The sequence below is a fragment of the Weissella coleopterorum genome (assembly GCF_011304355.1).
Classification (GTDB): domain Bacteria; phylum Bacillota; class Bacilli; order Lactobacillales; family Lactobacillaceae; genus Weissella; species Weissella coleopterorum.
In genome coordinates this window covers 1,304,219-1,325,110 of record NZ_CP049888.1, presented here as the reverse complement: position 1 = coordinate 1,325,110, position 20,892 = coordinate 1,304,219, and the positions used below count along the sequence as shown (strand labels likewise).

The 20,892-nt window shown below is 38.3% G+C and carries 23 protein-coding genes, 1 tRNA gene and 1 pseudogene; 22 read left to right on the top strand and 3 right to left on the bottom strand.

The window, feature by feature from the left end:
- The first annotated feature begins 26 nt into the window (after positions 1 to 26).
- The 7 genes from G7084_RS06750 to G7084_RS06720 all read left to right on the top strand — a co-directional run bounded on the left by G7084_RS06750 (position 27) and on the right by G7084_RS06720 (position 6,381).
- On the top strand, positions 27 to 221 hold the full coding sequence (locus G7084_RS06750) for a hypothetical protein (protein ID WP_166011197.1): 195 nt from the start codon (positions 27 to 29) through the stop codon (positions 219 to 221).
- A 200-nt stretch (positions 222 to 421) separates the two neighbouring features.
- Positions 422 to 685, top strand: coding sequence for a phosphocarrier protein HPr (locus G7084_RS06745; protein ID WP_166011195.1), 264 nt, complete (start codon positions 422 to 424; stop codon positions 683 to 685).
- A 47-nt stretch (positions 686 to 732) separates the two neighbouring features.
- Complete coding sequence (ptsP, locus tag G7084_RS06740; RefSeq protein ID WP_166011192.1) at positions 733 to 2,460, top strand: phosphoenolpyruvate--protein phosphotransferase; 1,728 nt, start codon at positions 733 to 735, stop codon at positions 2,458 to 2,460.
- A gap of 172 nt (positions 2,461 to 2,632) precedes the next feature.
- Positions 2,633 to 3,439, top strand: a complete 807-nt coding sequence (tpiA, locus tag G7084_RS06735; protein ID WP_166011190.1) for a triose-phosphate isomerase — start codon at positions 2,633 to 2,635, stop codon at positions 3,437 to 3,439.
- 80 nt (positions 3,440 to 3,519) lie between these two features.
- Entirely contained in the window at positions 3,520 to 4,851 is a 1,332-nt protein-coding gene (eno, locus tag G7084_RS06730) for a phosphopyruvate hydratase (protein WP_166011188.1), read from the top strand.
- Between the two features lie 104 nt (positions 4,852 to 4,955).
- Positions 4,956 to 5,522 (top strand): DNA-3-methyladenine glycosylase I, encoded by a 567-nt coding sequence (locus G7084_RS06725; protein WP_166011186.1) that lies wholly within the window; start codon positions 4,956 to 4,958, stop codon positions 5,520 to 5,522.
- A 4-nt stretch (positions 5,523 to 5,526) separates the two neighbouring features.
- Positions 5,527 to 6,381, top strand: coding sequence for a DNA/RNA non-specific endonuclease (locus G7084_RS06720; protein ID WP_166011184.1), 855 nt, complete (start codon positions 5,527 to 5,529; stop codon positions 6,379 to 6,381).
- Between the two features lie 62 nt (positions 6,382 to 6,443).
- Here the strand turns inward: G7084_RS06720 and G7084_RS06715 are convergent, their stop codons facing one another.
- On the bottom strand, positions 6,444 to 6,644 hold the full coding sequence (locus tag G7084_RS06715) for a hypothetical protein (protein WP_166011182.1): 201 nt from the start codon (positions 6,642 to 6,644) through the stop codon (positions 6,444 to 6,446).
- A 159-nt stretch (positions 6,645 to 6,803) separates the two neighbouring features.
- Between G7084_RS06715 and G7084_RS06710 the strand changes: the two genes are divergently transcribed.
- Both G7084_RS06710 and G7084_RS06705 read left to right on the top strand, forming a co-directional pair.
- The gene (locus G7084_RS06710; protein WP_166011180.1) at positions 6,804 to 7,175 is read left to right on the top strand and encodes a helix-turn-helix domain-containing protein; all 372 of its coding nucleotides are present in this window, start codon (positions 6,804 to 6,806) and stop codon (positions 7,173 to 7,175) included.
- Positions 7,172 to 7,627: a hypothetical protein gene (locus tag G7084_RS06705; protein WP_166011178.1), complete on the top strand. Its 456-nt coding sequence runs from the start codon at positions 7,172 to 7,174 to the stop codon at positions 7,625 to 7,627. The genes G7084_RS06710 and G7084_RS06705 overlap by 4 nt, the downstream gene beginning before the upstream one ends.
- A 547-nt stretch (positions 7,628 to 8,174) precedes the next feature.
- Here G7084_RS06705 and G7084_RS06700 read toward each other — a convergent pair.
- Positions 8,175 to 8,246, bottom strand: a tRNA-Arg gene (locus tag G7084_RS06700).
- 497 nt (positions 8,247 to 8,743) lie between these two features.
- On the opposite strand from G7084_RS06700, the gene gap reads away from it, so the two are divergent.
- Positions 8,744 to 9,754: a type I glyceraldehyde-3-phosphate dehydrogenase gene (gap, locus tag G7084_RS06695; protein ID WP_166011176.1), complete on the top strand. Its 1,011-nt coding sequence runs from the start codon at positions 8,744 to 8,746 to the stop codon at positions 9,752 to 9,754.
- A 145-nt stretch (positions 9,755 to 9,899) separates the two neighbouring features.
- Positions 9,900 to 11,123: a phosphoglycerate kinase gene (locus tag G7084_RS06690; protein ID WP_166011174.1), complete on the top strand. Its 1,224-nt coding sequence runs from the start codon at positions 9,900 to 9,902 to the stop codon at positions 11,121 to 11,123.
- Positions 11,124 to 11,376: 253 nt separating this feature from the next.
- Here G7084_RS06690 and G7084_RS06685 read toward each other — a convergent pair whose 3' ends face one another.
- Positions 11,377 to 11,955, bottom strand: a complete 579-nt coding sequence (locus G7084_RS06685) for a LysM peptidoglycan-binding domain-containing protein (RefSeq protein ID WP_166011172.1) — start codon at positions 11,953 to 11,955, stop codon at positions 11,377 to 11,379.
- Between the two features lie 183 nt (positions 11,956 to 12,138).
- On the opposite strand from G7084_RS06685, the gene G7084_RS06680 reads away from it, so the two are divergent.
- The 11 genes and pseudogenes from G7084_RS06680 to mutS all read left to right on the top strand — a co-directional run bounded on the left by G7084_RS06680 (position 12,139) and on the right by mutS (position 20,865).
- On the top strand, positions 12,139 to 12,669 hold the full coding sequence (locus tag G7084_RS06680) for a YqeG family HAD IIIA-type phosphatase (RefSeq protein ID WP_166011170.1): 531 nt from the start codon (positions 12,139 to 12,141) through the stop codon (positions 12,667 to 12,669).
- Positions 12,659 to 13,801 (top strand): ribosome biogenesis GTPase YqeH, encoded by a 1,143-nt coding sequence (yqeH, locus tag G7084_RS06675; RefSeq protein WP_166011168.1) that lies wholly within the window; start codon positions 12,659 to 12,661, stop codon positions 13,799 to 13,801. Before G7084_RS06680 ends, yqeH begins: the two co-directional genes overlap by 11 nt.
- A 2-nt stretch (positions 13,802 to 13,803) precedes the next feature.
- Positions 13,804 to 14,118, top strand: a complete 315-nt coding sequence (gene yhbY / locus G7084_RS06670; RefSeq protein ID WP_166011166.1) for a ribosome assembly RNA-binding protein YhbY — start codon at positions 13,804 to 13,806, stop codon at positions 14,116 to 14,118.
- A gap of 23 nt (positions 14,119 to 14,141) precedes the next feature.
- Complete coding sequence (locus G7084_RS06665; protein ID WP_166011164.1) at positions 14,142 to 14,780, top strand: nicotinate-nucleotide adenylyltransferase; 639 nt, start codon at positions 14,142 to 14,144, stop codon at positions 14,778 to 14,780.
- The gene (locus G7084_RS08400) at positions 14,773 to 15,078 is read left to right on the top strand and encodes an HD domain-containing protein (protein ID WP_343032806.1); all 306 of its coding nucleotides are present in this window, start codon (positions 14,773 to 14,775) and stop codon (positions 15,076 to 15,078) included. The genes G7084_RS06665 and G7084_RS08400 overlap by 8 nt, the downstream gene beginning before the upstream one ends.
- Positions 15,036 to 15,365 (top strand): bis(5'-nucleosyl)-tetraphosphatase (symmetrical) YqeK, encoded by a 330-nt coding sequence (gene yqeK, locus G7084_RS08395; RefSeq protein WP_343032805.1) that lies wholly within the window; start codon positions 15,036 to 15,038, stop codon positions 15,363 to 15,365. The genes G7084_RS08400 and yqeK overlap by 43 nt, the downstream gene beginning before the upstream one ends.
- 20 nt (positions 15,366 to 15,385) lie before the next feature.
- Complete coding sequence (gene rsfS, locus G7084_RS06655; RefSeq protein ID WP_166011736.1) at positions 15,386 to 15,763, top strand: ribosome silencing factor; 378 nt, start codon at positions 15,386 to 15,388, stop codon at positions 15,761 to 15,763.
- A complete protein-coding gene (locus G7084_RS06650) occupies positions 15,763 to 16,515 on the top strand; it encodes a class I SAM-dependent DNA methyltransferase (protein WP_166011162.1) in 753 nt (250 codons plus the stop codon). Before rsfS ends, G7084_RS06650 begins: the two co-directional genes overlap by 1 nt.
- A 3-nt stretch (positions 16,516 to 16,518) precedes the next feature.
- Positions 16,519 to 17,745, top strand: coding sequence for a nucleotidyltransferase (locus G7084_RS06645; RefSeq protein ID WP_166011160.1), 1,227 nt, complete (start codon positions 16,519 to 16,521; stop codon positions 17,743 to 17,745).
- Complete coding sequence (locus tag G7084_RS06640; protein WP_246163779.1) at positions 17,726 to 18,280, top strand: DUF177 domain-containing protein; 555 nt, start codon at positions 17,726 to 17,728, stop codon at positions 18,278 to 18,280. Before G7084_RS06645 ends, G7084_RS06640 begins: the two co-directional genes overlap by 20 nt.
- 21 nt (positions 18,281 to 18,301) lie before the next feature.
- Positions 18,302 to 20,865: pseudogene (gene mutS / locus G7084_RS06635) on the top strand (DNA mismatch repair protein MutS).
- Positions 20,866 to 20,892: the final 27 nt, after the last annotated feature.

The following is a 20,892-nucleotide window of genomic DNA, read 5'->3' as shown; positions in this document are numbered from 1 at the left end:
AAAAAAACATATCGAGGAATTCATAGATGGATTATAATAAATTATTGGAACAATTACGAATGGGTGAAATTGATGAATTTGAATTGGAATCCGACCAATTTCAAGTCTTTTATGAAATTTGGCGAAGTTATCCATATCAAAACGCTATTCGCGGAATTGCAGGTCGAAATGGTTTGATCACTTATCGTCGAGCTGAAATTTCAGAGGAGCTAACCAAATAATTATTCATCAAAGTTGTTCTAATTAACAAGGCGATTAAGACTTTTAAATGCTGATTTATCATTTTTTGAAAGGTGTTGTTAATATGCGGTCTGTAACCGTTTGCAAAAAATACAAAAGATCGTTATAATAAGAAAGGTAAGAAGGATTAGATCCTGGTTACCTTAAACAATGAATACAAAAATAAGGGAGTACATTTATCATGGAATCACGCGAATTTCACATTATAGCCGAAACAGGTATTCATGCTCGTCCAGCCACTTTGTTGGTTCAAACAGCATCAAAGTTCTCATCAAACATTACTTTGTCATACGACGGTAAAGATGTTAACTTGAAGTCAATCATGGGTGTTATGTCTTTGGGAGTTGGACAACATGCTGATGTTAATATTTCTGCTGAAGGTGATGATGCTGCGGAAGCAATTGAAGCCATCGGACAAACAATGTCAGATGAAGGATTAGCTTAAGCATTATTGGAAAATTAAAATGTTGCACAATGAGGGGGAGCCGAATTATGGCACAAGTGATCAAGGGGATCGCCGCATCAAATGGAGTGGCGATTGCAAAAGCCTATAAGTTAGTGGAACCTGATTTGTCTTTTGAGCAAGTTACAATTGATGACGTGCAAGCAGAAAAGGGCCGCTTAGAAGCGGCTTTTTCTGTATCAAAGACAGATCTGGAACAAATCAGAGATAAAGCTAAACAAAATATGGGGGCCGAAGAAGCTGAAGTTTTTACGGCGCATATTATGGTGTTGGAAGATCCAGAGTTAATCAGTGGGATCAATAATATGATTGATAGCGAGCATGTGAATGCAGAAAGTGCACTGAAGAGTGTGACTGACATGTATATTGACATGTTTGAAGGAATGGCCGATGACAATCCATATATGGCGGAACGAGCTGCTGATATTCGGGATGTGACTAAGCGTGTTTTGGCGCATTTGTTGGGAAAACAATTACCTAACCCAGCATTGATTCAAGAAGAAGTTGTAATCATTGCAAAGGATATGACGCCATCTGATACGGCACAGTTGGATCGGAAATTTGTTAAAGGTTTTATCACTGATTTGGGCGGGCGGACTGCGCATGCGGCCATTATGGCACGAACATTGGAAATTCCAGCGGTTGTCGGTTCAGCATCTGCAACTAAAAAGATTAACGATGGAGATATGTTGATCTTAAACGGATTAGATGGAACGGCAATGGTAGATCCTGATCAGGATGAAATCCAACAAGCACAAAAGACGGCGGCGGATTATAATGCAAAGAAAACCGAATGGGCTAAGTTGAAAAATGAAGCATCAGTTTCTGCGGATGGTAAAAAGTTAGTTGTTGGTTCAAACATTGGAACACCAAAAGATTTAGCGGGTGTGTTAGAAAGTGGATCTGAAGGTGTGGGACTCTATCGGACAGAATTCTTGTACATGGATTCAGCTGAACTACCAACCGAAGATGATCAGTTTGAAGCTTATAAGACGATTTTGGAAGGAATGGGCGATAAGCCGGTGACAGTTCGGACCATGGATATTGGTGGAGATAAGTATCTTCCTTATCTTCCCCTCCCTAAGGAAGAAAATCCGTTTATGGGTTATCGAGCAATCCGAATTTCATTAGATCGCACAGATATTTTCCGGACGCAGTTGCGAGCATTGTTACGGGCTTCTGTTTATGGCGAGCTTTGGATTATGTTCCCTATGATTGCGACCCTTGGTGAATTCCGAGCAGCGCGCGATATTTTCAATGATGAAAAGCAAAAGATGATTCAAGCTGGAGTCGCGGTAGCGGATGATATTAAGCTAGGAATTATGATCGAAATTCCAGCTGCCGCCATGTTAGCCGATCGTTTTGCACAAGAAGTTGATTTCTTCTCAATCGGGACTAATGATTTAATCGCTTATACTATGGCTGCGGATCGCGGGAATGAACATGTTTCATATTTGTATCAACCCTACAACCCATCTATTTTGCGTTTAATTAAGAATGTGATTGATGCGGCTCATAAGTATGATAAGTTTGTTGCAATGTGTGGTGAAATGGCGGGAGACCAAATTGCAGCACCATTATTGTTGGGGATGGGCTTAGATGAATTTTCAATGTCATCGACTTCAGTCCTTCAGACGCGAGCACTTTTGAAGTCACTGGATTCAAAGGAAATGGCAATTTTGGCCGATAAAGCATTGAACATGGATAGTAACGATGAAGTAAAGGCACTTGTGGAAGCAACGTTAAAACTAAAATAATGTAAAATCGTATAGTCAGATCATGAGATGTGGCTATACGATTTATTTTTATAAAATCAAAATTGGTATATGTTGAAAATAACCTTGTGAATGGCTTAATAAAGTAATTTATGTTGTTCTATTGATATTTTTGGTATAATGTTGATATGCGATTGGTGAAGGGAGCAGCATGATGGAAATGATGAATCGACGACCATTGGTCATCGCGAATTGGAAGATGAATAAGTTGCCAAGCGAATCGGCCGCGTATATTCAAAAAATTGAAAATCCGTTAAAACGTTATCCAGATGTAATTCCCGTTTTAGCAGGGCAAGATGTTTTATTACCTGCGATGGTTGAAGCAGCGAAGAACACGGCCATCTCAATCGGTGCTGAAAATATGTATTGGCAAGATCGAGGTGCTTTTACAGGTGAAACTTCACCCGCTGCACTGGAAGATCTGGGTATTAGTTACGTTATTATTGGTCATTCAGAACGCCGTAATTATTTCCGTGAAACGGATGAAAAGGTGAACTTGAAGGCCCAGGCGGCTTTGCAACACAATTTGATTCCAATTATTGCTATTGATGAAGCTATTAAGCCTAGAGATGATAATGATCGTTCGCATTGGGTGGTCAATGAAGTCATTGAATCTTTAGAAGGAATTCCTGCTGAAGTAGTTAAATCCGTAATTATAGCATACGAACCAACTGCTGCAATTGGCAGTGGACAGGCGATGACACCAGCTTTAGCTCAATTTAGCTTGCGTCGAATTCGCCTGACATTGGCTGACATGTATGATTGGGATGTAGCTAATGCCGTTCGTATTATGTATGGTGGATCAGTTAAACCAGAAAATGCCTATGAATTAATGATTCAAGACGACATCGATGGTGTATTGGTTGGGGATTCAGCCTTGAATCCTGATAATTTTATTGAGCTGTGTCAAGTAGCAAATCGAGCACTTCTCACAAAAATTAGACGACTTGATGAGTTTTAATTAAAAAATATGTTATAATTTTCTTTGTGATGGGTATTACAACCCCAGTTACTAATTATATAATTTGTAAGGAGAATACAATGTCTGCAATTACTGATATTTATGCACGTGAGGTCTTGGATTCACGTGGGAATCCTACTGTTGAAGTCGAAGTTTATACTGAAGAGGGTGGTTTCGGTCGCGGAATCGTTCCTTCAGGAGCTTCAACTGGAGAACACGAAGCTGTTGAACTTCGTGACGGTGACAAGGGGCGTTTCCTTGGTAAGGGAACTTTGAAGGCTGTTGAAAATGTCAACACAACAATTAAGAATAAGTTGATTGGTATGGATGTTACTGATCAAGTTTTGTTGGATAAGACTATGATTGCTTTAGATGGAACTCCAACTAAGGCTAAGTTAGGTGCCAACGCTATTCTTGGTGTATCAATTGCTGCTGCTCGTGCCGCTGCTGATGAATTGGGAACTCCATTGTACAACTACCTTGGTGGTTTCAATGCCCACACTTTGCCAACACCAATGATGAACGTTATTAATGGAGGAGCACACGCTGCTAACTCTGTTGATTTCCAAGAATTCATGATTATGCCTGTTGGTGCTAAGACAATGGCTGAAGCGATTCGTATGGGATCAGAAACTTTCCATGCTTTGCAAGCATTGTTGAAGGCATCAGGACACTCAACTGCTGTTGGGGATGAAGGTGGATTTGCGCCTGACTTTAAGTCAAATGCAGAACCATTTGAATACTTGTTGAAAGCGATCGAAAATGCTGGTTACACTGCTGGTAAGGACATTGCAATTGCCTTTGACGTTGCTTCTTCAGAATTCTTTGATGCAGAACGTAACCTTTACGTATTGGATGGAGAACCTGATAAGAAGGAATACACGACTGACGAATTTATTGAATACTTGTCAGACTTAGTTGAAAAGTACCCAATCGTTTCAATCGAAGATCCTTTGGATGAAAACGAATGGGATGCCTGGGTTAAGTTAACTGATAAGCTTGGAGACAAGGTTCAATTAGTTGGTGATGACTTCTTTGTTACTAATACGGAATACTTGAAGAAGGGAATCGACATGGGCGCTGCCAATGCGATTTTGATCAAGGTTAACCAAATTGGTACATTAACTGAAACAATGGAAGCCATTGAAATGGCTAAGGAAGCTGGATACACAGCGATTGTTTCTCACCGTTCAGGTGAAACTGAAGACACAACAATTGCAGACTTGGTTGTCGCAACTAATGCTGGACAAATTAAGACTGGTTCAATGTCACGAACTGATCGAATTGCCAAGTATAACCAATTGATGCGGATTGAAGATTTGTTGACACCTACAGTAGCTGACTACAAGGGAATCAACAGCTTCTACAACATCGATAAAGATGCAAAAGATGCAATCATCAACTATAAGTAATAAAAATTGAGCAATCATGGTTTGCAAAAACAATGGTGACTGAATTTCGGGATGGATTGGAAGATATTTCCAATCCATTTTTTGTTGGGAGTAGGAGGTAGTAGATGATAGAACGTTGTCGCTGGGCTGTGAATGGTCCACAAAATTTACAAGAGTATCATGATCATGAATGGGGAATTCCTGAACATAGCGAGCAGAAATTATTTGAACTATTATCTTTAGAAACGTACCAAGCTGGATTAAGTTGGCAAACAGTTTTAGATAAGAGAGCTGCCTTTAAAGCGGCATTTTTTAATTATGAAATCGGAAAAGTTGCAGAAATGACGGAAATTGATCTAGAAAAATTATTACAAAATAAACAAATTATTCGGCATCGATTAAAATTAGCTGCAACGATTCAGAATGCTCAAGCGGTGGTGAAACTCTGGAAGCAGAATGTGACATTAAATCAGTTGTTATGGGAAAGTGTTAATTTTAAAACGATTGACCATCAGGTTCAGACAGATCAAGTAATTGATTCGACAACATCATTAGCAATCGACCTGTCTAAAAAATTAAAGCAAGCTGGGTTTAAGTTTATGGGCCCAGTGACAACTTACTCTTTGATGCAAGCTGCTGGATTGGTGAACGATCATGAGGTAAAATGTCAATATCACGGAGAAGGAGTTTGAATTAATGAATCGTAGGAAAAAGGTTAATTATAAAAAATGGTATGGACTAGTTGCAGCAGTAGTGGTTGCGACAGGAGGATATTTAGAAACTCAACATCAAAAAGATCCGTCAAGTAATGCTAATTATGCAACGGCGTCGGTTAAAGTTGATCAGAATATTAAAACTGGTTCAGTTAATGACGAAAAGCCAACAGAAAGCTTAGCAACTTCAGTTTTGACAGAAGATGTTAAGAAGCAAGTGAAAGCGAAATCGATTAAATATAACGGCACCGGGGCTTTTGTAGTTGATCAAAATAAGACTAATTTTAATACGAATGTTTCAGCAGCACCTTATGTCCAATTAGCGCGTCAAGATCAACAGGGGCGACCGGGAGCAGCGAATGCTTGGTTGTCAAAGGCAAGCCGCCAATATCGCAATCGTCAAGAAACGGGGAATAATCGGACAATTAATCCTGTTGGTTGGCAACAACTACGAATTAATGGGAAAAGCCAAGTGCTCTACAATCGAGGTCATTCTGTTGGTTATGCATTGGCCGGTAACATTAAAGGTTTTGATGCAAGTGAAGCAAATCCGCAAAATATCACTACCCAAACTGCTTGGGCTAATCAATCTTCGAATGGTAATGATCAGAATACGGGACAAAACTATTACGAAGGATTGGTTCGCAAGGCATTGGACTCCAATAAAAAAGTTCGATATCGGGTTACCCCGCTTTATACGGGGAACAATCTAGTCCCTTCGGTTAACCATATTGAGGCTAAATCATCAGATGGTACCCTTCAAGTGAATGTTTTAATTCCCAATGTGCAGCCAGGAATCACAATTAATTACCAAAATGGAGTTGGTAGAGTTAATTAGAAACAAAAAGAGAACTAATTGTTCAATCTGGGAAAGATGAATAAATTAGTTCTCTTTATTTTTTAATGATGAATCGCATAATACATCGCGTCTGATTTAGGTTCTCCAGTTAAACGCTTATAAAGGTAACGGGTCATTCGATAGATGCCGCGCCAATATTTTTCAGTAGATTGAATTGTAAAATTGGTCACAGTATATAAGCCCACCAAAACCAAAGAGAAGAAAAAGATCGTAATTAATGATATAAAAAGATTTGAGTACATGATAAACCTCCTGAATAATAGCAAATAATTTAAATTTTAATGAATAATCATATTATATATTAGGTTAAACTTTATTTCAATGGTTAATTAGGTTTAACCTTGAAATTAATTAAGTTTCAGTTTATAATAATGTAAAATAAATTTAAACAGGAGTTCAATATGGCAAGTTCAGAAGGTCGAATTATCATGGGGCGTAACATCAAACGTTTGTTAAAAGAAAACCGTATTACGGCGGTTAAATTTGCCGAAACGATTGGAGTTTCAACGGCAACTGTTTCGGATTGGTCCAATGGTAAGACATATCCTCGAATTGATAAACTTGAATTAATGGCTAATTTCTTTGGAGTTGGGAAATCTGAATTAGTTGAAGACCAACAGAATAAATTACATGATAATGAAGAACCTACGCTTATTGCAGCGCATTGGGGAATTGATTTATCACGCCTACCAGATGGCGATCGCCAGAGAATAATTGATCGTGCTAAATCTTATGTAGAAGGTTTAGTGGCAGATTATGAGGACCATAAATGAATAGCAATGAATATGATGAACTGTTAATACGGGTAGAGGAAGACTTAAAGCAGCACAAACTTGTGCCAATCATTTCAGATACAGTCCCGTTATATCAAGAAACCCAATTGGAAGGAGTAGCTTTTCTAAAGGGTCGAAATGCATTTATTTTTGTGGATAAAAATTTAAGCATTTTTGATAAGGCAAAAACTTTAGTTGAAGAGTACTTCCATGCGATTTCTGATTTAGGAAATCATTTAGATTACGATGAATTACGGGCGAGCAATGATGAAGTTGAGGCGCGTGCCGCTATTATTGAATATATGACTGATGAACAAACCATTTTAAATCTAGTTAAAAAATATCCCGATCAATCTTTTGAACCATGGATGATCATGGATGAACTAGGATATGATCTTGAATTTGCGGAAGAGACGGTTGCTTATTATGAGCGCCAGGGAATGATTAACTAAAAAGTGTTTAAATGAGATGTTCCGCCAAAGGTCAGATCAGTTAGTTAAACTTATGCCTTATAAAATGATGCGTGAGTGGCGCATCCAGAATTGAATCAATCAAAAGACTAATCGGTTCGGATTTAATAACTGATTAGCCTTTTTAAATTAATTTGGGAAACCTATTGATGAAGCATAAGGCTGAAATTAATAATAAGAGAACTAAGTATTAATTAGTTTGGTTTAAAGAATACTAAAATTAAGACAGTTGTCCCATAAATAAAACACTTTGCATACAAAAATATAAGCATTCAACGTCTCGAATAAAGCGTGTGAAGTTGACGCCGTTTGGTGGCATTAAATGAAACTATTTTGATTGAACAAGCTAAATATAGTTCGACAAATTAAAAGCCTACTGACTAGATTAATTTCTAGCTGGTAGGCTTTTTTAGTTTATTATGATGTAAATCAATCCAAACCGGAATATTTTAATTGGGTACTCGTATGGGTACTTGATTTATAAATAACATGCTAATTCGCACTGTACCAATACATTGCGATTTCAATATGCGCACCGGGGGAATCGAACCCTCATCTCAAGAACCGGAATCTCACGTGATATCCATTACACTAGGCGCGCCTTAACAACTTGATAATTATAGCATAAAACTAGTAATAAGTACAAGATAATCATGGCTACACAGTCGGGAAAAGGCTTAAATAATTTGGGTTAAATATATAATTAATGAACTTGGCGGAGGGTAATATTAACTTCCAAGAAAGCAGAGTATTAAAACATAAATGGGATTAATAGCTAAATTTATTAGAAGCTTTTTTTGAATGTGAAAGTGTTGAACTACGCGGAGCTGAATGAAATGTGAAACTTTCACAATCCACGATTAAAATTAGATAATAAAATTTGCTGAAAAATCAAAAAAAATGATAAAAACTCGTTGAAATTAATTATAACGAACATGTAAAAACAGCCATTGGAAACGCTTACAGTCGATCATGCAATATAAAAACTTCACAAACTAGGGAAATAATGCCTTTTTTTATTTGCGCAATGGAGTTAAATAGCGTAAAATAATAGATGTAAAAAACGTTAACAAAAATATACTTGGAGGCTTCTTACACATGACTGTTAAGATTGGTATCAACGGTTTCGGCCGTATCGGGCGTTTGGCATTCCGCCGTATCATGGAATTACAAGGTACTGCAGATGATATTGAAGTTGTTGCAATTAACGACTTGACTAACCCTGCAATGTTGGCTTACTTATTGAAGTATGACTCAACTCACGGAACTTTGGATGCTGAAGTTTCAGCAGACGAAACTGGTATCGTTGTTAATGGACGTCACATCACAGTTTATGCAGAACGTAATGCTGCAGACTTGAAGTGGGTTGCAAACGACGGTGTTGAAATCGTTTTGGAATCAACTGGATTCTATACATCAGCAGAAAAGTCACAAGCTCACTTGGATGCAGGTGCTAAGAAGGTGCTTGTTTCTGCTCCAGCCGGTGATGTTCCTACTGTTGTTTATGGTGTTAACCAAGATGTATTGACTGCAGATGACAAAATTGTTTCTGCTGGATCATGTACTACACAATCATTGGCACCATTAGCAAATGCTTTGAATAATGAATTTGGAATTGAACTTGGTTTGATGACAACTGTTCACGCCTTTACTTCTACTCAAATGATTTTGGATGGACCTAAGGGTAAGAAGGCTCGCTCAAACCGTACTGCTTCAGTTAACACTATTCCTCACTCAACTGGTGCAGCTAAGGCCATCGGACTTGTTGTCCCTGAATTGAAGGGTAAGTTGGATGGACATGCACAACGTGTTGGTGTTGTGGATGGATCTATCACTGAATTAACAACTGTTTTGTCAAAGACTGTTACTGCTGAAGAAATCAATGCTGCTGTTAAGAAGTATGAGACTCCTTCATTTGGTTATAATGGTGACGAAATTGTTTCTTCAGATATCATTGGTGACACTCACGGTGCCGTCTTTGATCCAACTTTGACTAAGATCATCACTGTTGGCGACAAGCAATTGGTTCAAACTGCTGCTTGGTATGATAATGAATACGGATTTACTTCAAACATGGTTCGTACTTTATTGCACTTGGCAGAATTGTAAAATTAGGCTAATTTAAGCAAGTAAACAGGCGGTTGGAGGAATCTAAACGTCTGTTTTTTTATTGAAAATATTGCGTTTTAGTCGTGAAATTACGGTATAATAAGTTAGTAATATTAAAAATTATAGAAAATGAGGATTTAAAAAAATGGCTAAATTAACGGTCGAAGATTTAGAGTTAAAGGGTAAAAAAGTATTAATGCGTGTTGACTTCAATGTGCCATTAAAAGAAGAAAATGGCGAAGTGATGGTTTCAAATGACAATCGAATTGTGGCAGCATTGCCAACGATTAAATATGTCTTGGAACAAGGTGGTCGTGCAATCTTATTCTCACACTTGGCCCGAATCAAGAGTGAAGATGATAAAAAGGGATTGTCAATGAAGCCAGTTGCACAAAAATTGGCTGATCTGTTAGGACAACCGGTAACTTTCGTACCTGCAACCGAAGGCGTTGAGCTTGAAGAAGCAATCAACAATCTTGAAGATGGTCAAGTTTTGGTATTTGAAAATACACGATTTGAAGATGTGGTTGATGGAGTTGAAGTTAAGCGTGAATCAAAGAACGATCCTGAATTAGGAAAGTATTGGGCTTCATTAGGTGATGTTTTCGTCAATGATGCTTTCGGAACTGCTCATCGTGCACACGCATCAAATGCTGGAATTGCAGCAAATATTGAACAAACCGCGGCCGGCTTTTTGATGGAAAAGGAAATCAAGTTCTTAGGTGGGGCAGTTGAAGAACCTGAACGCCCATTCGTTGCTATTATTGGTGGGGCCAAGGTTTCCGATAAAATTACGATCATCCAAAATCTATTGAAGAAGGCTGATAAAGTGATTGTTGGTGGTGGAATGGCTTATACATTTGATGCTGCTAATGGTAAGGCAATTGGAAATTCTTTGTTTGAAGAGGATAAAGTTGAATTGGCTAAGCAACTAATTGCCGAAGCTGGTGATAAGTTGGTTTTGCCTGTAGATGCACTTGCTGCAGATGCATTTAACAATGATGCTGATACTTATGTTGCCGCTGAAGAAGGAATTAAGGATGGCTACATGGGACTTGATATTGGACCTAAGTCGATTGAATTGTTCAAGTCAGTGTTAGCAGACGCTAAGACTGTTGTTTGGAACGGTCCAATGGGTGTCTTTGAAATGCCGAACTTCGCTAAGGGAACCCTTGCCATTGGTGAAGAATTGGTGAAGGTCACAGAGAATGGAGCTACAACGATCGTTGGTGGTGGTGATTCAACGGCTGCTGTACAACAACTTGGAGTTGCAGATCAATTAAGCCACATCTCAACGGGTGGTGGTGCTTCATTGGAATATCTTGAAGGAAAGACTTTGCCAGGAATCGCTGCTATTTCTGAAAAGTAATTATTTAAAACGTGTTTAAAATAAAAAACTCTATTCAATTAGTTTGAATAGAGTTTTTTATTTATTTTATTAGACAAAATTAGACAAATTTTGTAAGTCTATATTTTTAAGAACAGTGGCTAGTATGGGCAGCCTTTGATCAAATACTGATAATCTTAAACATGATTTGTGAGGGGCTAATTAAAACTCCTTTTAATTAACGAATATCATTGGCGGAGGCTAAATTAAATAGCGGGTTATTTAAACTAATCAATTATTTGATTCGAATCGAGGCTCCTGTTTTCAAACTTGAAACATTAGGATTAAGGGCCTTGAGTGCACTGACGGTTAAGTTATTGTTCAAAGCAACCCGATACCAGGTATCGCCTTTGGCGACCACGTATGTTTGTTTATCGGTAGCTGATTCGCTATCAGAGGTAGCTTCTTCAGTAGAAGTAACGCTAGCTTCGGAACTGGTATTATTGCTTTGTGGAACTTTAATGACCTGGCCCATCTTTAAAGCTTCCCAATCCACTTTTGAATTTAATTTTTTGAGTTCTTTTGAAGTGGTGTTGAATTTAGCAGTAATGGAAGCTAACGTATCACCAGCTTCGACCGTATAAGTTGTCGTGTGTTTAGATGTTGAGGCTTTTTGGCTCGTAGCTTTTTTACTTGAGGAGCTACTAGTGACTTGGTGTGTAATTTTACTTGATGTCGCATTTGCAGTAGTTGGGTCGCGGTGAAATAGTTTATGTGTCCCACGTGTAATGGCAAAGGCTAGGAAAAAGGTAATGACAAACATTACGACAGACAGGAAGATTCGTTTAAGCGCTAGTTTAGCTTTTTTTGACATAATTAAATACCCTACTTAAGTTGAATTAGATTTAATAAAATAAGTTTACCATTGATGGGAAACTTATAGCGTTAAATTGAGAAGTCTTAAATTGAATTTAAACATTTTATTGCTTTATTGCCGTTAGAAACTAGCGTATAATTAAAAAATAACAGACTAAAAAAGAAAATGAGGGAATTCTCAATGACTGGTTCATTTACTCCTACATGGATGGTTGAAGCAATTTATTATTTAACACCAGTTGAATTGCAAGAACATGGAATTAAAGCAATTTTAACTGATTTAGATAATACTTTAATTGCGTGGAATAATCCTGATGGTACCGAGCAACTGCATCAATGGCTTCAATCGATGGAAAAGGCCGGAATTCCAGTCATGATAGTATCAAATAATTCTTCTGACCGCATTGAGCGGGTTGCTAAGCCTTTAGCACTACCTTTTGTAGGACGGTCATTGAAGCCACTTACAAAGGGCTTGAAAGTGGCCATGCAAAAACTTAATTTGAATGATAATGAAGTGGTGATGGTTGGTGATCAACTTTTAACAGATATTTGGGCGGCAAATAATTTTGGAGTCCGGAGTATATTAGTTCAACCCTTGATTGAAACAGATCAATGGAATACAAAAATCAATCGTTTTTTTGAAAAAGGTGTTAAAAAGAATATGTTGAAACAAAATCCGGATCTACAATGGAGGAAAAATCTTGATAAGTGAAACAGATGTAAAAAATTATTTAAATGAAGGGCTTCGTTGTATTGGTTGTGGGGCTGAAATTCAAACTGATCAACCTAGTGAACTAGGCTATACACCGCTTTCAGCGCTTAAAAAAGGGTTTGAAAATGATGAAGTCTTATGTCAGCGATGCTTCCGGTTACGGCATTATAATGAAATTCAACCGGTTGATCTAACAGATGATGATTTTCGCCGATTATTAGATCAAATTTCAACTACGGATGCATTAGTTGTATATGTTATGGATGTATTTGACTTTAGTGGTTCATTGATTCCTGGATTACACCGTTTCGTTGGAAGTAATCCGGTCTTATTAGTTGGGAATAAAGTTGATATCTTGCCACACGCCTTGCGACGCGCAAAAATTAAAGAGTGGATGCGGCAACAGGCCAATCGTGCGGGGTTACGTCCGATTGATATTGCGTTGACGTCAGGTAAGAATGGGGATGATGTTCCAGCCTTGTTAGATCTGATTGAGAAGCATCGTGCGAGACGATCCGTTTATGTCGTTGGGGTGACGAATGTTGGTAAATCAACTTTAATTAATCAAATCATTAAAGATGTGACTGGTGATAAAAAGGATGTCATTACAACTTCGCGGTTCCCAGGGACAACTTTGGATCGTATTGAGATTGCTTTAGATGATCAATCAAACATCATTGATACACCAGGAATTATCCATAAAGACCAAATGGCACATTATTTATCACCAAAAGACTTGAAATATGTATCACCTCAAAAAGAATTAAAGCCACGAACATATCAATTAAATGCAGAACAAACTCTCTTTATGGGAGCGATGGCGCGTTTTGATTATGTTCAAGGCGCTAAAACTGGAATTACGGCGTATTTTGAAAATAATTTACCTATTCACCGAACTAAGTTGGACAAAGCTGATCTATTTTATGAAAAGCATGCAGGAGAATTATTAGCACCACCTGAAAAAGAAAACTTAGTGAACTTACCACCATTAAAACGATATGAATTTAAGACAACTGAGAAAACGGATATTGTGATTGATGGATTAGGATGGATCACCGTTCCTGGACAAGTTGTTGTTGCGGCTTGGGCGCCCAAAGGGGTCTCAGTGTTAACTCGAAAGGCTATGATATAAAAATGATTGAATTACGCGGTAAGCAAAAACGTTATTTACGAGCATCAGCCCATGCAATGAATCCGCTCTTTAGTGTGGGGAAGCAAGGCTTGACGGAAAATTGGTTAGAACAATTAGGCTCAGCTATGGAGAAACGTGAATTATTTAAGGTGAACATTTTGAATAATTCTGATGTAACAGTGGATGAAGTTAAAGCTTTTATTGAAGCCAATTCTTCAATTCAGGTAGTTCAAACCATTGGGCATACGTTGGTACTCTTTGATCAAGCCCATGATCCTAAGAACCGTAGCTATTCAGTTAACGTTCAAAAGATTTAGTTTGTATTAGGTAGGAGGATATTATGATTAAAACGGTTCATACTTTAGCACCCGAAACGCAGGTAGCTACCGAAATCGATCAAGAACGCCACCGAGTTGGGATTATCGGTGGGACGTTCAATCCTCCACATTTGGGCCATCTTGTTATTGCTGAGCAAGTGGCATCAAACTTAGATCTAGAACAGGTTTATTTTATGCCGAATGCACAGCCACCTCATGTTGATTTCAAAGATGCGATTGATGCATTGGATCGGGTGGAAATGGTTCGAGCGGCAATTTATGGTAATCGTCATTTTGCATTAGAATTGGCTGAAGTTAATCGCGGAGGAGTTAGCTATTCATACGATACGATGCGCTATTTAACGGAGCTACATCCTAATTATGATTATTACTTTATCATTGGTGGAGATGAAGTGGCATACCTAAAAACATGGTATAAAATTGGAGCTTTAAGCCAAATGGTACAATTTGTCGGAGTGAATCGCCCTGGACAAGAAACCCCGAAGACGGATTATCCAGTGCAATTTGTAAATGTCTCTAATCTTGATATTAGCTCGACAAAAATTCGAGAACGCATTCAAAAGCAACAAAGTGTGCGTTATTTACTGCCAGATTTAGTGGCAGCGTATATTGTTGAGAAAGGCTTGTATCAAGATGAGTGATTTAAAATATCAAAAGCATTATTATTCTGGAACACGTTTAGAATTGATGGGTGTGGTTAAAACGGCCCTATCAGATTACCGTTATCAACATGTTGTAAGGGTTGAAAAAATGGCCCTAAAGTTAGCAACTAAATGGCAAGCCGATCCCGAGATGGTTTCAGTTGCCGCACTGATTCATGATTATACCAAGGAACGTACGGATGATGAATTTATCCAAGCTATCCAAACGTATCATTTACCAGTGAGCCTATTAGCATGGGGAATAATATTTGGCACGGAGTTGTGGGTGCTGAAATGATTCAATCCGAGTTAGACATTTATGATCCAATAATACTGGATGCGGTACGACAACATACCACCGGTGCGGAAGAGATGTCACTGGTAGCAAGAATCATTTATATGGCTGACTATATCGAAAGCGCACGTAATTTTCCTGGTGTGGAAGAGGTACGTACATTGGCCTTTAATGATTTATCTGCAAGTGTTGGCTGGCAAGCACAGCATACATTAGAATTTTTAATTAAAAATAAGCAAAGGGTATATCCTTTGTCACTTTTGACCTATAATAGATGGTCAACCAAATAAGGATGGAAAGATAACGAATGATGAATGAAAATACAATGATGAAAATGTTAGAAGTCGCCGTGAAAGCAGGAGATCAAAAGCGGGCTGAAGACTTAGTTGCTTTAGATATTCATGAAACATCTATTTTTACGGATATGATGTTAATCATGGATGCGCCTACTAATCGACAAGTTTTGGCGATTGCCCAAGAGATTATGGATCAGATGAAAGAAGCTGGTTTTGAGGTACACCAACATGAAGGTCGTGATACTGGAGAATGGATTGTTCTTGATTTTGGCGAATTGACGGTCCATGTTTTCAAACAAGAAATTCGTGATTTTTATGGATTAGAACAACTTTGGCGTGCTCAAGGCCAAGAAATTGATATTTCTGATTGGATTATTGAGGAAGAATTTTAATGGCAAATTATCAAACCTTTGCAAAATTGTATGATGAATTATTTGATGACGCTGCCTATGATGATTGGTTTCAGTATGCTCAGAAAAACATTCAAAATCCGCAAGGTGAGATTTTAGAATTGGCGGGCGGTGCTGGTCGTTTGGCGATTCAGTTAGTTCAAAGTGGACATCAAGTAACCGTTTTTGATCTATCAGCTGAGATGCTAACTTTAGCTCAAGAGCATGCAAATGCCGCCGGAGTTGATTTACCCTTGGTTCAAGGAGATATGCGAGAATGGTCCGATTATTCTAAGCAATTTCAAACGATCACCTCGTTTGCTGATTCATTTAATTACTTGGGGAGCCTAGTGGAAACTAAAATGGCCTTTGAACAAGTTGCAGCGCATCTCAAACCTGGTGGTCAATTTTTATTTGATGTGATTTCACCATATCAAACGGATGAATATTATCCTGGTTATATGTACAATTTCCACGATGATGAAACTGCCTTCCTTTGGAATTCTTATGGCGTTGAGGGAGAAGCACATACTGTTGAGCATGAATTGATTTTCTTCGTCTATGATAAGCAAATTGATGGCTATAAACAGTTAACAGAAATTCATACAGAAAAAACTTATGAGTTAAAGAGCTATATCCAAACACTAGAACAAGCCGGTTTTGAAAATATTAAAGTTACCGGTGATTTTGGTCGTCAAGATGTACCAGACGCTAAAACACCACGTTGGTTCTTTAGCGCTAATAAGAAGGGATAGATAATGCGAGCAGTTGGATTGATTACTGAATATAATCCTTTTCATGCAGGGCATGAATACCATTTAGCGCAGGCAAAAGCGTTGAGCGGGGCTGATATTGCAATTGTTGTCATGAGTGGTAATTTTGTCCAACGTGGAATTCCAGCCATGTATGATAAGTGGAAACGGGCAAAGATGGCGGTTCAAAATGGTGTGGATTTGGTAATTGAGTTGCCGGTGGCTTTTTCAATTCAACCAGGTCCTTTTTTTGCGAAAGGTGCTGTTGAAATATTATTGGCAGCAGGCGTAGACACTATCATTTTTGGAGCCGAACACGCTGAATGGAATTTCATGAAGTTGGCTGAACAAGTTAGAGAATCAACCCAGCAGGCAGCTGAGTTTCACAATTATAAACAAACTTTTGCTAGTAATTTTAACGCAGTTTTATTGGATGAATTAGGTATCTCGATTCAAGATCCAAATGATTTACTGGGTTTAAGTTATGCCTTAGCAGTCCTGGAGCTAGGAGCACAAGACCAGGTTATGATCAGGGCCATCCAACGTAAGGGCCAGGCTTATCACTCTACGCAAATTTCACAAGAGTCTTTCGTGAGTGCTTCAGGGATTAGGAATGCACTTAAAAATAAATCCATGCAAACAAAAGTGCTTCATTCTTTACCAATTGGCACCCAAAGTCTGTTGCTAGAACCGCCATTTTTAGATTATGAACAGCCAATGTGGCAATTACTTTATTATAAAGTTATGACCACGCCAGTTGAGCAATTAGAAAAAATTTATCAGTTAAATGATGGTTTAGCTTATCGTTTATTGGATATTATTGGGCATTCGCCATCAGGTCATCAGGTTGATTGGAATACCTTTATGCAATGCTTTAAAAGTAAACGTTACACATATAGTCGTTTGCAAAGAAGTATTTTATATACGCTTTTAAATGTCAGTGAAGCGGAAATGCAGATAGCGTTGCAAAAACCATATTTGCGTGTCCTAGCTTTCAATAGTAAGGGGCAATTATGGCTTAAACACCAACGTAAAGACTTTAACCTACCGGTCATTAGTAAGGTTAATCAGAATAATTTACAGGAATATTTAAAATTAGATTTAAGAGCAGGTCGATTATATAATATCTTGAACAACCGGGGTGATAACATGCCACAAGATACAAATCGTCAGCCCTATCGTTTACCTAAACCCAGTCCTGAGAGGAATGAAAATGATGAAATGGAATTTTAGCGAGTTATTAAAATATAAACAGGCTCCGATGGAATTTAATGAAGAATTAGATTTATTAGGCATGAGTCAAGAACTGTTTGGTGATGTAATTTTGAACCTTGAGCCGGTTCAAGTTAATGGTTGGGCACAAATGGAACGAGATGATGTTATTTTACATGCGCATGTTACGGGGGAATTAACGACACCTTCAACCCGGTCTGCGCGACCCGTAAAATTCCCGTTGGACTTCATGATTGATGAAGTTTATATTCGGGATACAGAGCATGCCGATCGGTATGAAATTGAAGAATCTGTTATTCTAATTGAAGACGATGTAATTAATTTTAGTGAAGTTTTAGTGCAATATATTTTCTTGCAAATTCCGCTACAAGTTTTAGCTGATGGAGAAGAGCAGGAAGCTATGCCAACTGGTGATGGTTGGGAAGTTATCTCAGAAGATGACTATCTAATTGAACAAGCTAAAGGTGAAGAGACAGCTACGAATACCCCATTAGCAGGATTGGCAGATTTGATGGCTGATGAGCATGAAAAATAGATAAAGGTAAAGGGGACTAAAATGGCAAAAAACAAAGAAACACCGATGATGCAACAATATAATGAAATTAAAGCAGAATATCATGATGCCTTTTTATTTTATCGATTAGGTGATTTTTATGAATTGTTTAACGAAGACGCTATTTTAGGATCCCAAATTTTAGAATTAACATTAACACAACGTAATAAAAATTCTGATCACCCCGTTCCGATGGCCGGCGTGCCACACCATGCGGCACAAAACTATATTGATATTTTAGTGGATAAGGGCTACAAAGTTGCGGTTGTGGAGCAGATGGAAGACCCTAGTCAAGCCGAAGGTATGGTAAAACGAGAGGTAGTCCAGCTCATAACACCGGGAACGCGAATGAATATTCATGGTGATGGTGCAAAGGATAATAATTACTTAGTGGGAATTGTAGCTGAAGATGCCAATCATTATGGGTTTGCGTATACTGATTTATCAACAGGTGAAATGTCAGCGACTAATTTAATTTCTACAACAGCGGTTTTAAATGAATTAGCTAGACTTGCGGCTAAAGAAATCGTAATTGATCATTTGTTACCAGCTGATCTGAGTGCATCATTGACCAACTTAGGAATCTTGGTATCAAGACAAGCTGTTGAAGCAATGCCTGATGAGCAACAAAACTTAGTGCAAGATTTAACAGATCTAGGTTTGATGGCTACGCAAATTTTAATTGCTTACTTACATGCGACTCAGAAACGTGCATTGGACCATCTTCAACCAGCACGGGCATACGAAGTTGCGCAGTATTTAAAAATGGATCGTAATTCGCGCGTCAATCTGGAGTTGACGGTTAATTTACGGACGCAACAAAAAAGCGGTACCCTATTGTGGCTATTAGATGAAACTAAAACTGCTATGGGTGGACGGTTACTCAAGCAGTGGATTGAGCAACCTCTAATTGAGCAACAAAATTTGATAAGTCGTTATGATAAAGTAGAGCAATTTATGCAAAACTTTTTGATTGAAAATGACATTCAAAATACACTTAAAAGTGTGTATGATTTAGAACGATTAGTGGGACGAGTTGCCTATGGCAGTGCCAATGGTCGTGATCTTTTGCAAATTCGCAATTCGCTACGTCAAATTCCAATCATTTTAGAATTACTAGCAGATTTGGATCCTGCTATCTTTGGTGAAATGATCAGTCAAATCGATCCCGTGACCGACTTAGAACAGCTCATCTCAGATGCTATTATTGAAGAGCCACCGTTGTCGGTAACGGACGGGGGATGATTAAGCCGGGTTATAATCAGCAATTAGATGAATATCAAGATATCATGCATAATGGTAAACAGTGGTTGGCCGATTTAGAGGCCAGTGAACGAGTTGAAACTGGGATAAATAGTTTAAAAATTGGATTCAATAAAGTTTTTGGTTATTATATCGAAGTGACCAAAGCTAATATCAATAAATTAGATGATCATCGTTATACCCGTAAGCAAACTTTAGTTAATGCGGAGCGTTTCATTACGCCAGAGTTAAAAGAACACGAGCAAAAGATTTTAGAAGCAACTGGAGAGTCTAGTCAATTAGAATATCAGTTATTTATTCAAGTTCGTGAAAAGATTAAGATGAATATTAAACGTTTGCAACGCTTAGCAAAACAAATGGCGACTTTAGACGTTTTAACAGCATTAGCCGATGTTGCGCAAAAAAATCAATTTACCCGGCCAAAGCTCAATCAAAACCAAGAATTGGCAGTTGTGGATGGCCGACATCCAGTCGTGGAGAAGGTCTTAGGACATCAAAGTTATGTGGCTAATGATATTATGATGGACCAGCAGCAGGAGATTATGCTGATTACCGGACCAAATATGTCCGGTAAATCAACATATATGCGTCAGCTGGCATTAACGGTAATTATGGCGCAAATTGGTTCCTTTGTACCGGCGGAACAAGCTAACTTACCCATTTTTGACCAAATTTTCACACGGATTGGGGCAGCAGATGATTTAATTTCCGGGAATTCTACGTTTATGGTTGAAATGGCAGAAGCGAATACGGCATTGCAAACTGCAACGGAGCATTCCTTAATTTTATTTGATGAATTGGGACGGGGGACGGCGACATTTGATGGAATGGCCTTAGCACAGGCAATTATTGAATATGTGCATCAAAATGTCCACGCTAAGACGCTCTTTTCGACGCACTACCATGAATTAACTAGTTTGGACCAAGAATTGGCACAGCTTTTTAATGTCCATGTGGGCGCGCATGAAGAAGCTGGCGAACTCATCTTTTCCCACAAAGTGTTACCCGGACCTGCTGACCAGTCGTATGGGATTAATGTTGCTAAATTAGCCGGCTTGCCACAGAGTTTGATCGAAAGAGCCACAGTTATTTTAGATCAACTGGAACAGACCGAACAGACCGACTTTGTGAAATTGACCAATGAACAAGAGATGAAGATACAAATGGCACTGTTTGATTCATTACCAGACGATAATGATCAAAGTGCAGTCGTGGAAAGGGTTGAAAAAGCCGATTTGGCTAATTTAACACCGTTTCAAGCCATGCTGCTATTAAACGAATTACAAGAACTTTTGAAAAAATAAATGCTTTTTGTTTCACAAAGATATAGG

Excerpts from the sequence above, each read along its gene's own strand:
- G7084_RS06750 (WP_166011197.1), top strand. The coding sequence starts at position 27 with ATGGATTATAATAAATTATTGGAACAATTACGAATGGGTGAAATTGAT.
- G7084_RS06745 (WP_166011195.1), top strand. The coding sequence starts at position 422 with ATGGAATCACGCGAATTTCACATTATAGCCGAAACAGGTATTCATGCT.
- ptsP (WP_166011192.1), top strand. The coding sequence starts at position 733 with ATGGCACAAGTGATCAAGGGGATCGCCGCATCAAATGGAGTGGCGATT.
- tpiA (WP_166011190.1), top strand. The coding sequence starts at position 2,633 with ATGGAAATGATGAATCGACGACCATTGGTCATCGCGAATTGGAAGATG.
- eno (WP_166011188.1), top strand. The coding sequence starts at position 3,520 with ATGTCTGCAATTACTGATATTTATGCACGTGAGGTCTTGGATTCACGT.
- G7084_RS06725 (WP_166011186.1), top strand. The coding sequence starts at position 4,956 with ATGATAGAACGTTGTCGCTGGGCTGTGAATGGTCCACAAAATTTACAA.
- G7084_RS06720 (WP_166011184.1), top strand. The coding sequence starts at position 5,527 with ATGAATCGTAGGAAAAAGGTTAATTATAAAAAATGGTATGGACTAGTT.
- G7084_RS06715 (WP_166011182.1), bottom strand. The coding sequence starts at position 6,644 with ATGTACTCAAATCTTTTTATATCATTAATTACGATCTTTTTCTTCTCT.
- G7084_RS06710 (WP_166011180.1), top strand. The coding sequence starts at position 6,804 with ATGGCAAGTTCAGAAGGTCGAATTATCATGGGGCGTAACATCAAACGT.
- G7084_RS06705 (WP_166011178.1), top strand. The coding sequence starts at position 7,172 with ATGAATAGCAATGAATATGATGAACTGTTAATACGGGTAGAGGAAGAC.
- gap (WP_166011176.1), top strand. The coding sequence starts at position 8,744 with ATGACTGTTAAGATTGGTATCAACGGTTTCGGCCGTATCGGGCGTTTG.
- G7084_RS06690 (WP_166011174.1), top strand. The coding sequence starts at position 9,900 with ATGGCTAAATTAACGGTCGAAGATTTAGAGTTAAAGGGTAAAAAAGTA.
- G7084_RS06685 (WP_166011172.1), bottom strand. The coding sequence starts at position 11,955 with ATGTCAAAAAAAGCTAAACTAGCGCTTAAACGAATCTTCCTGTCTGTC.
- G7084_RS06680 (WP_166011170.1), top strand. The coding sequence starts at position 12,139 with ATGACTGGTTCATTTACTCCTACATGGATGGTTGAAGCAATTTATTAT.
- yhbY (WP_166011166.1), top strand. The coding sequence starts at position 13,804 with ATGATTGAATTACGCGGTAAGCAAAAACGTTATTTACGAGCATCAGCC.
- G7084_RS06665 (WP_166011164.1), top strand. The coding sequence starts at position 14,142 with ATGATTAAAACGGTTCATACTTTAGCACCCGAAACGCAGGTAGCTACC.
- G7084_RS08400 (WP_343032806.1), top strand. The coding sequence starts at position 14,773 with ATGAGTGATTTAAAATATCAAAAGCATTATTATTCTGGAACACGTTTA.
- yqeK (WP_343032805.1), top strand. The coding sequence starts at position 15,036 with ATGGGGAATAATATTTGGCACGGAGTTGTGGGTGCTGAAATGATTCAA.
- rsfS (WP_166011736.1), top strand. The coding sequence starts at position 15,386 with ATGAATGAAAATACAATGATGAAAATGTTAGAAGTCGCCGTGAAAGCA.
- G7084_RS06650 (WP_166011162.1), top strand. The coding sequence starts at position 15,763 with ATGGCAAATTATCAAACCTTTGCAAAATTGTATGATGAATTATTTGAT.
- G7084_RS06645 (WP_166011160.1), top strand. The coding sequence starts at position 16,519 with ATGCGAGCAGTTGGATTGATTACTGAATATAATCCTTTTCATGCAGGG.
- G7084_RS06640 (WP_246163779.1), top strand. The coding sequence starts at position 17,726 with ATGATGAAATGGAATTTTAGCGAGTTATTAAAATATAAACAGGCTCCG.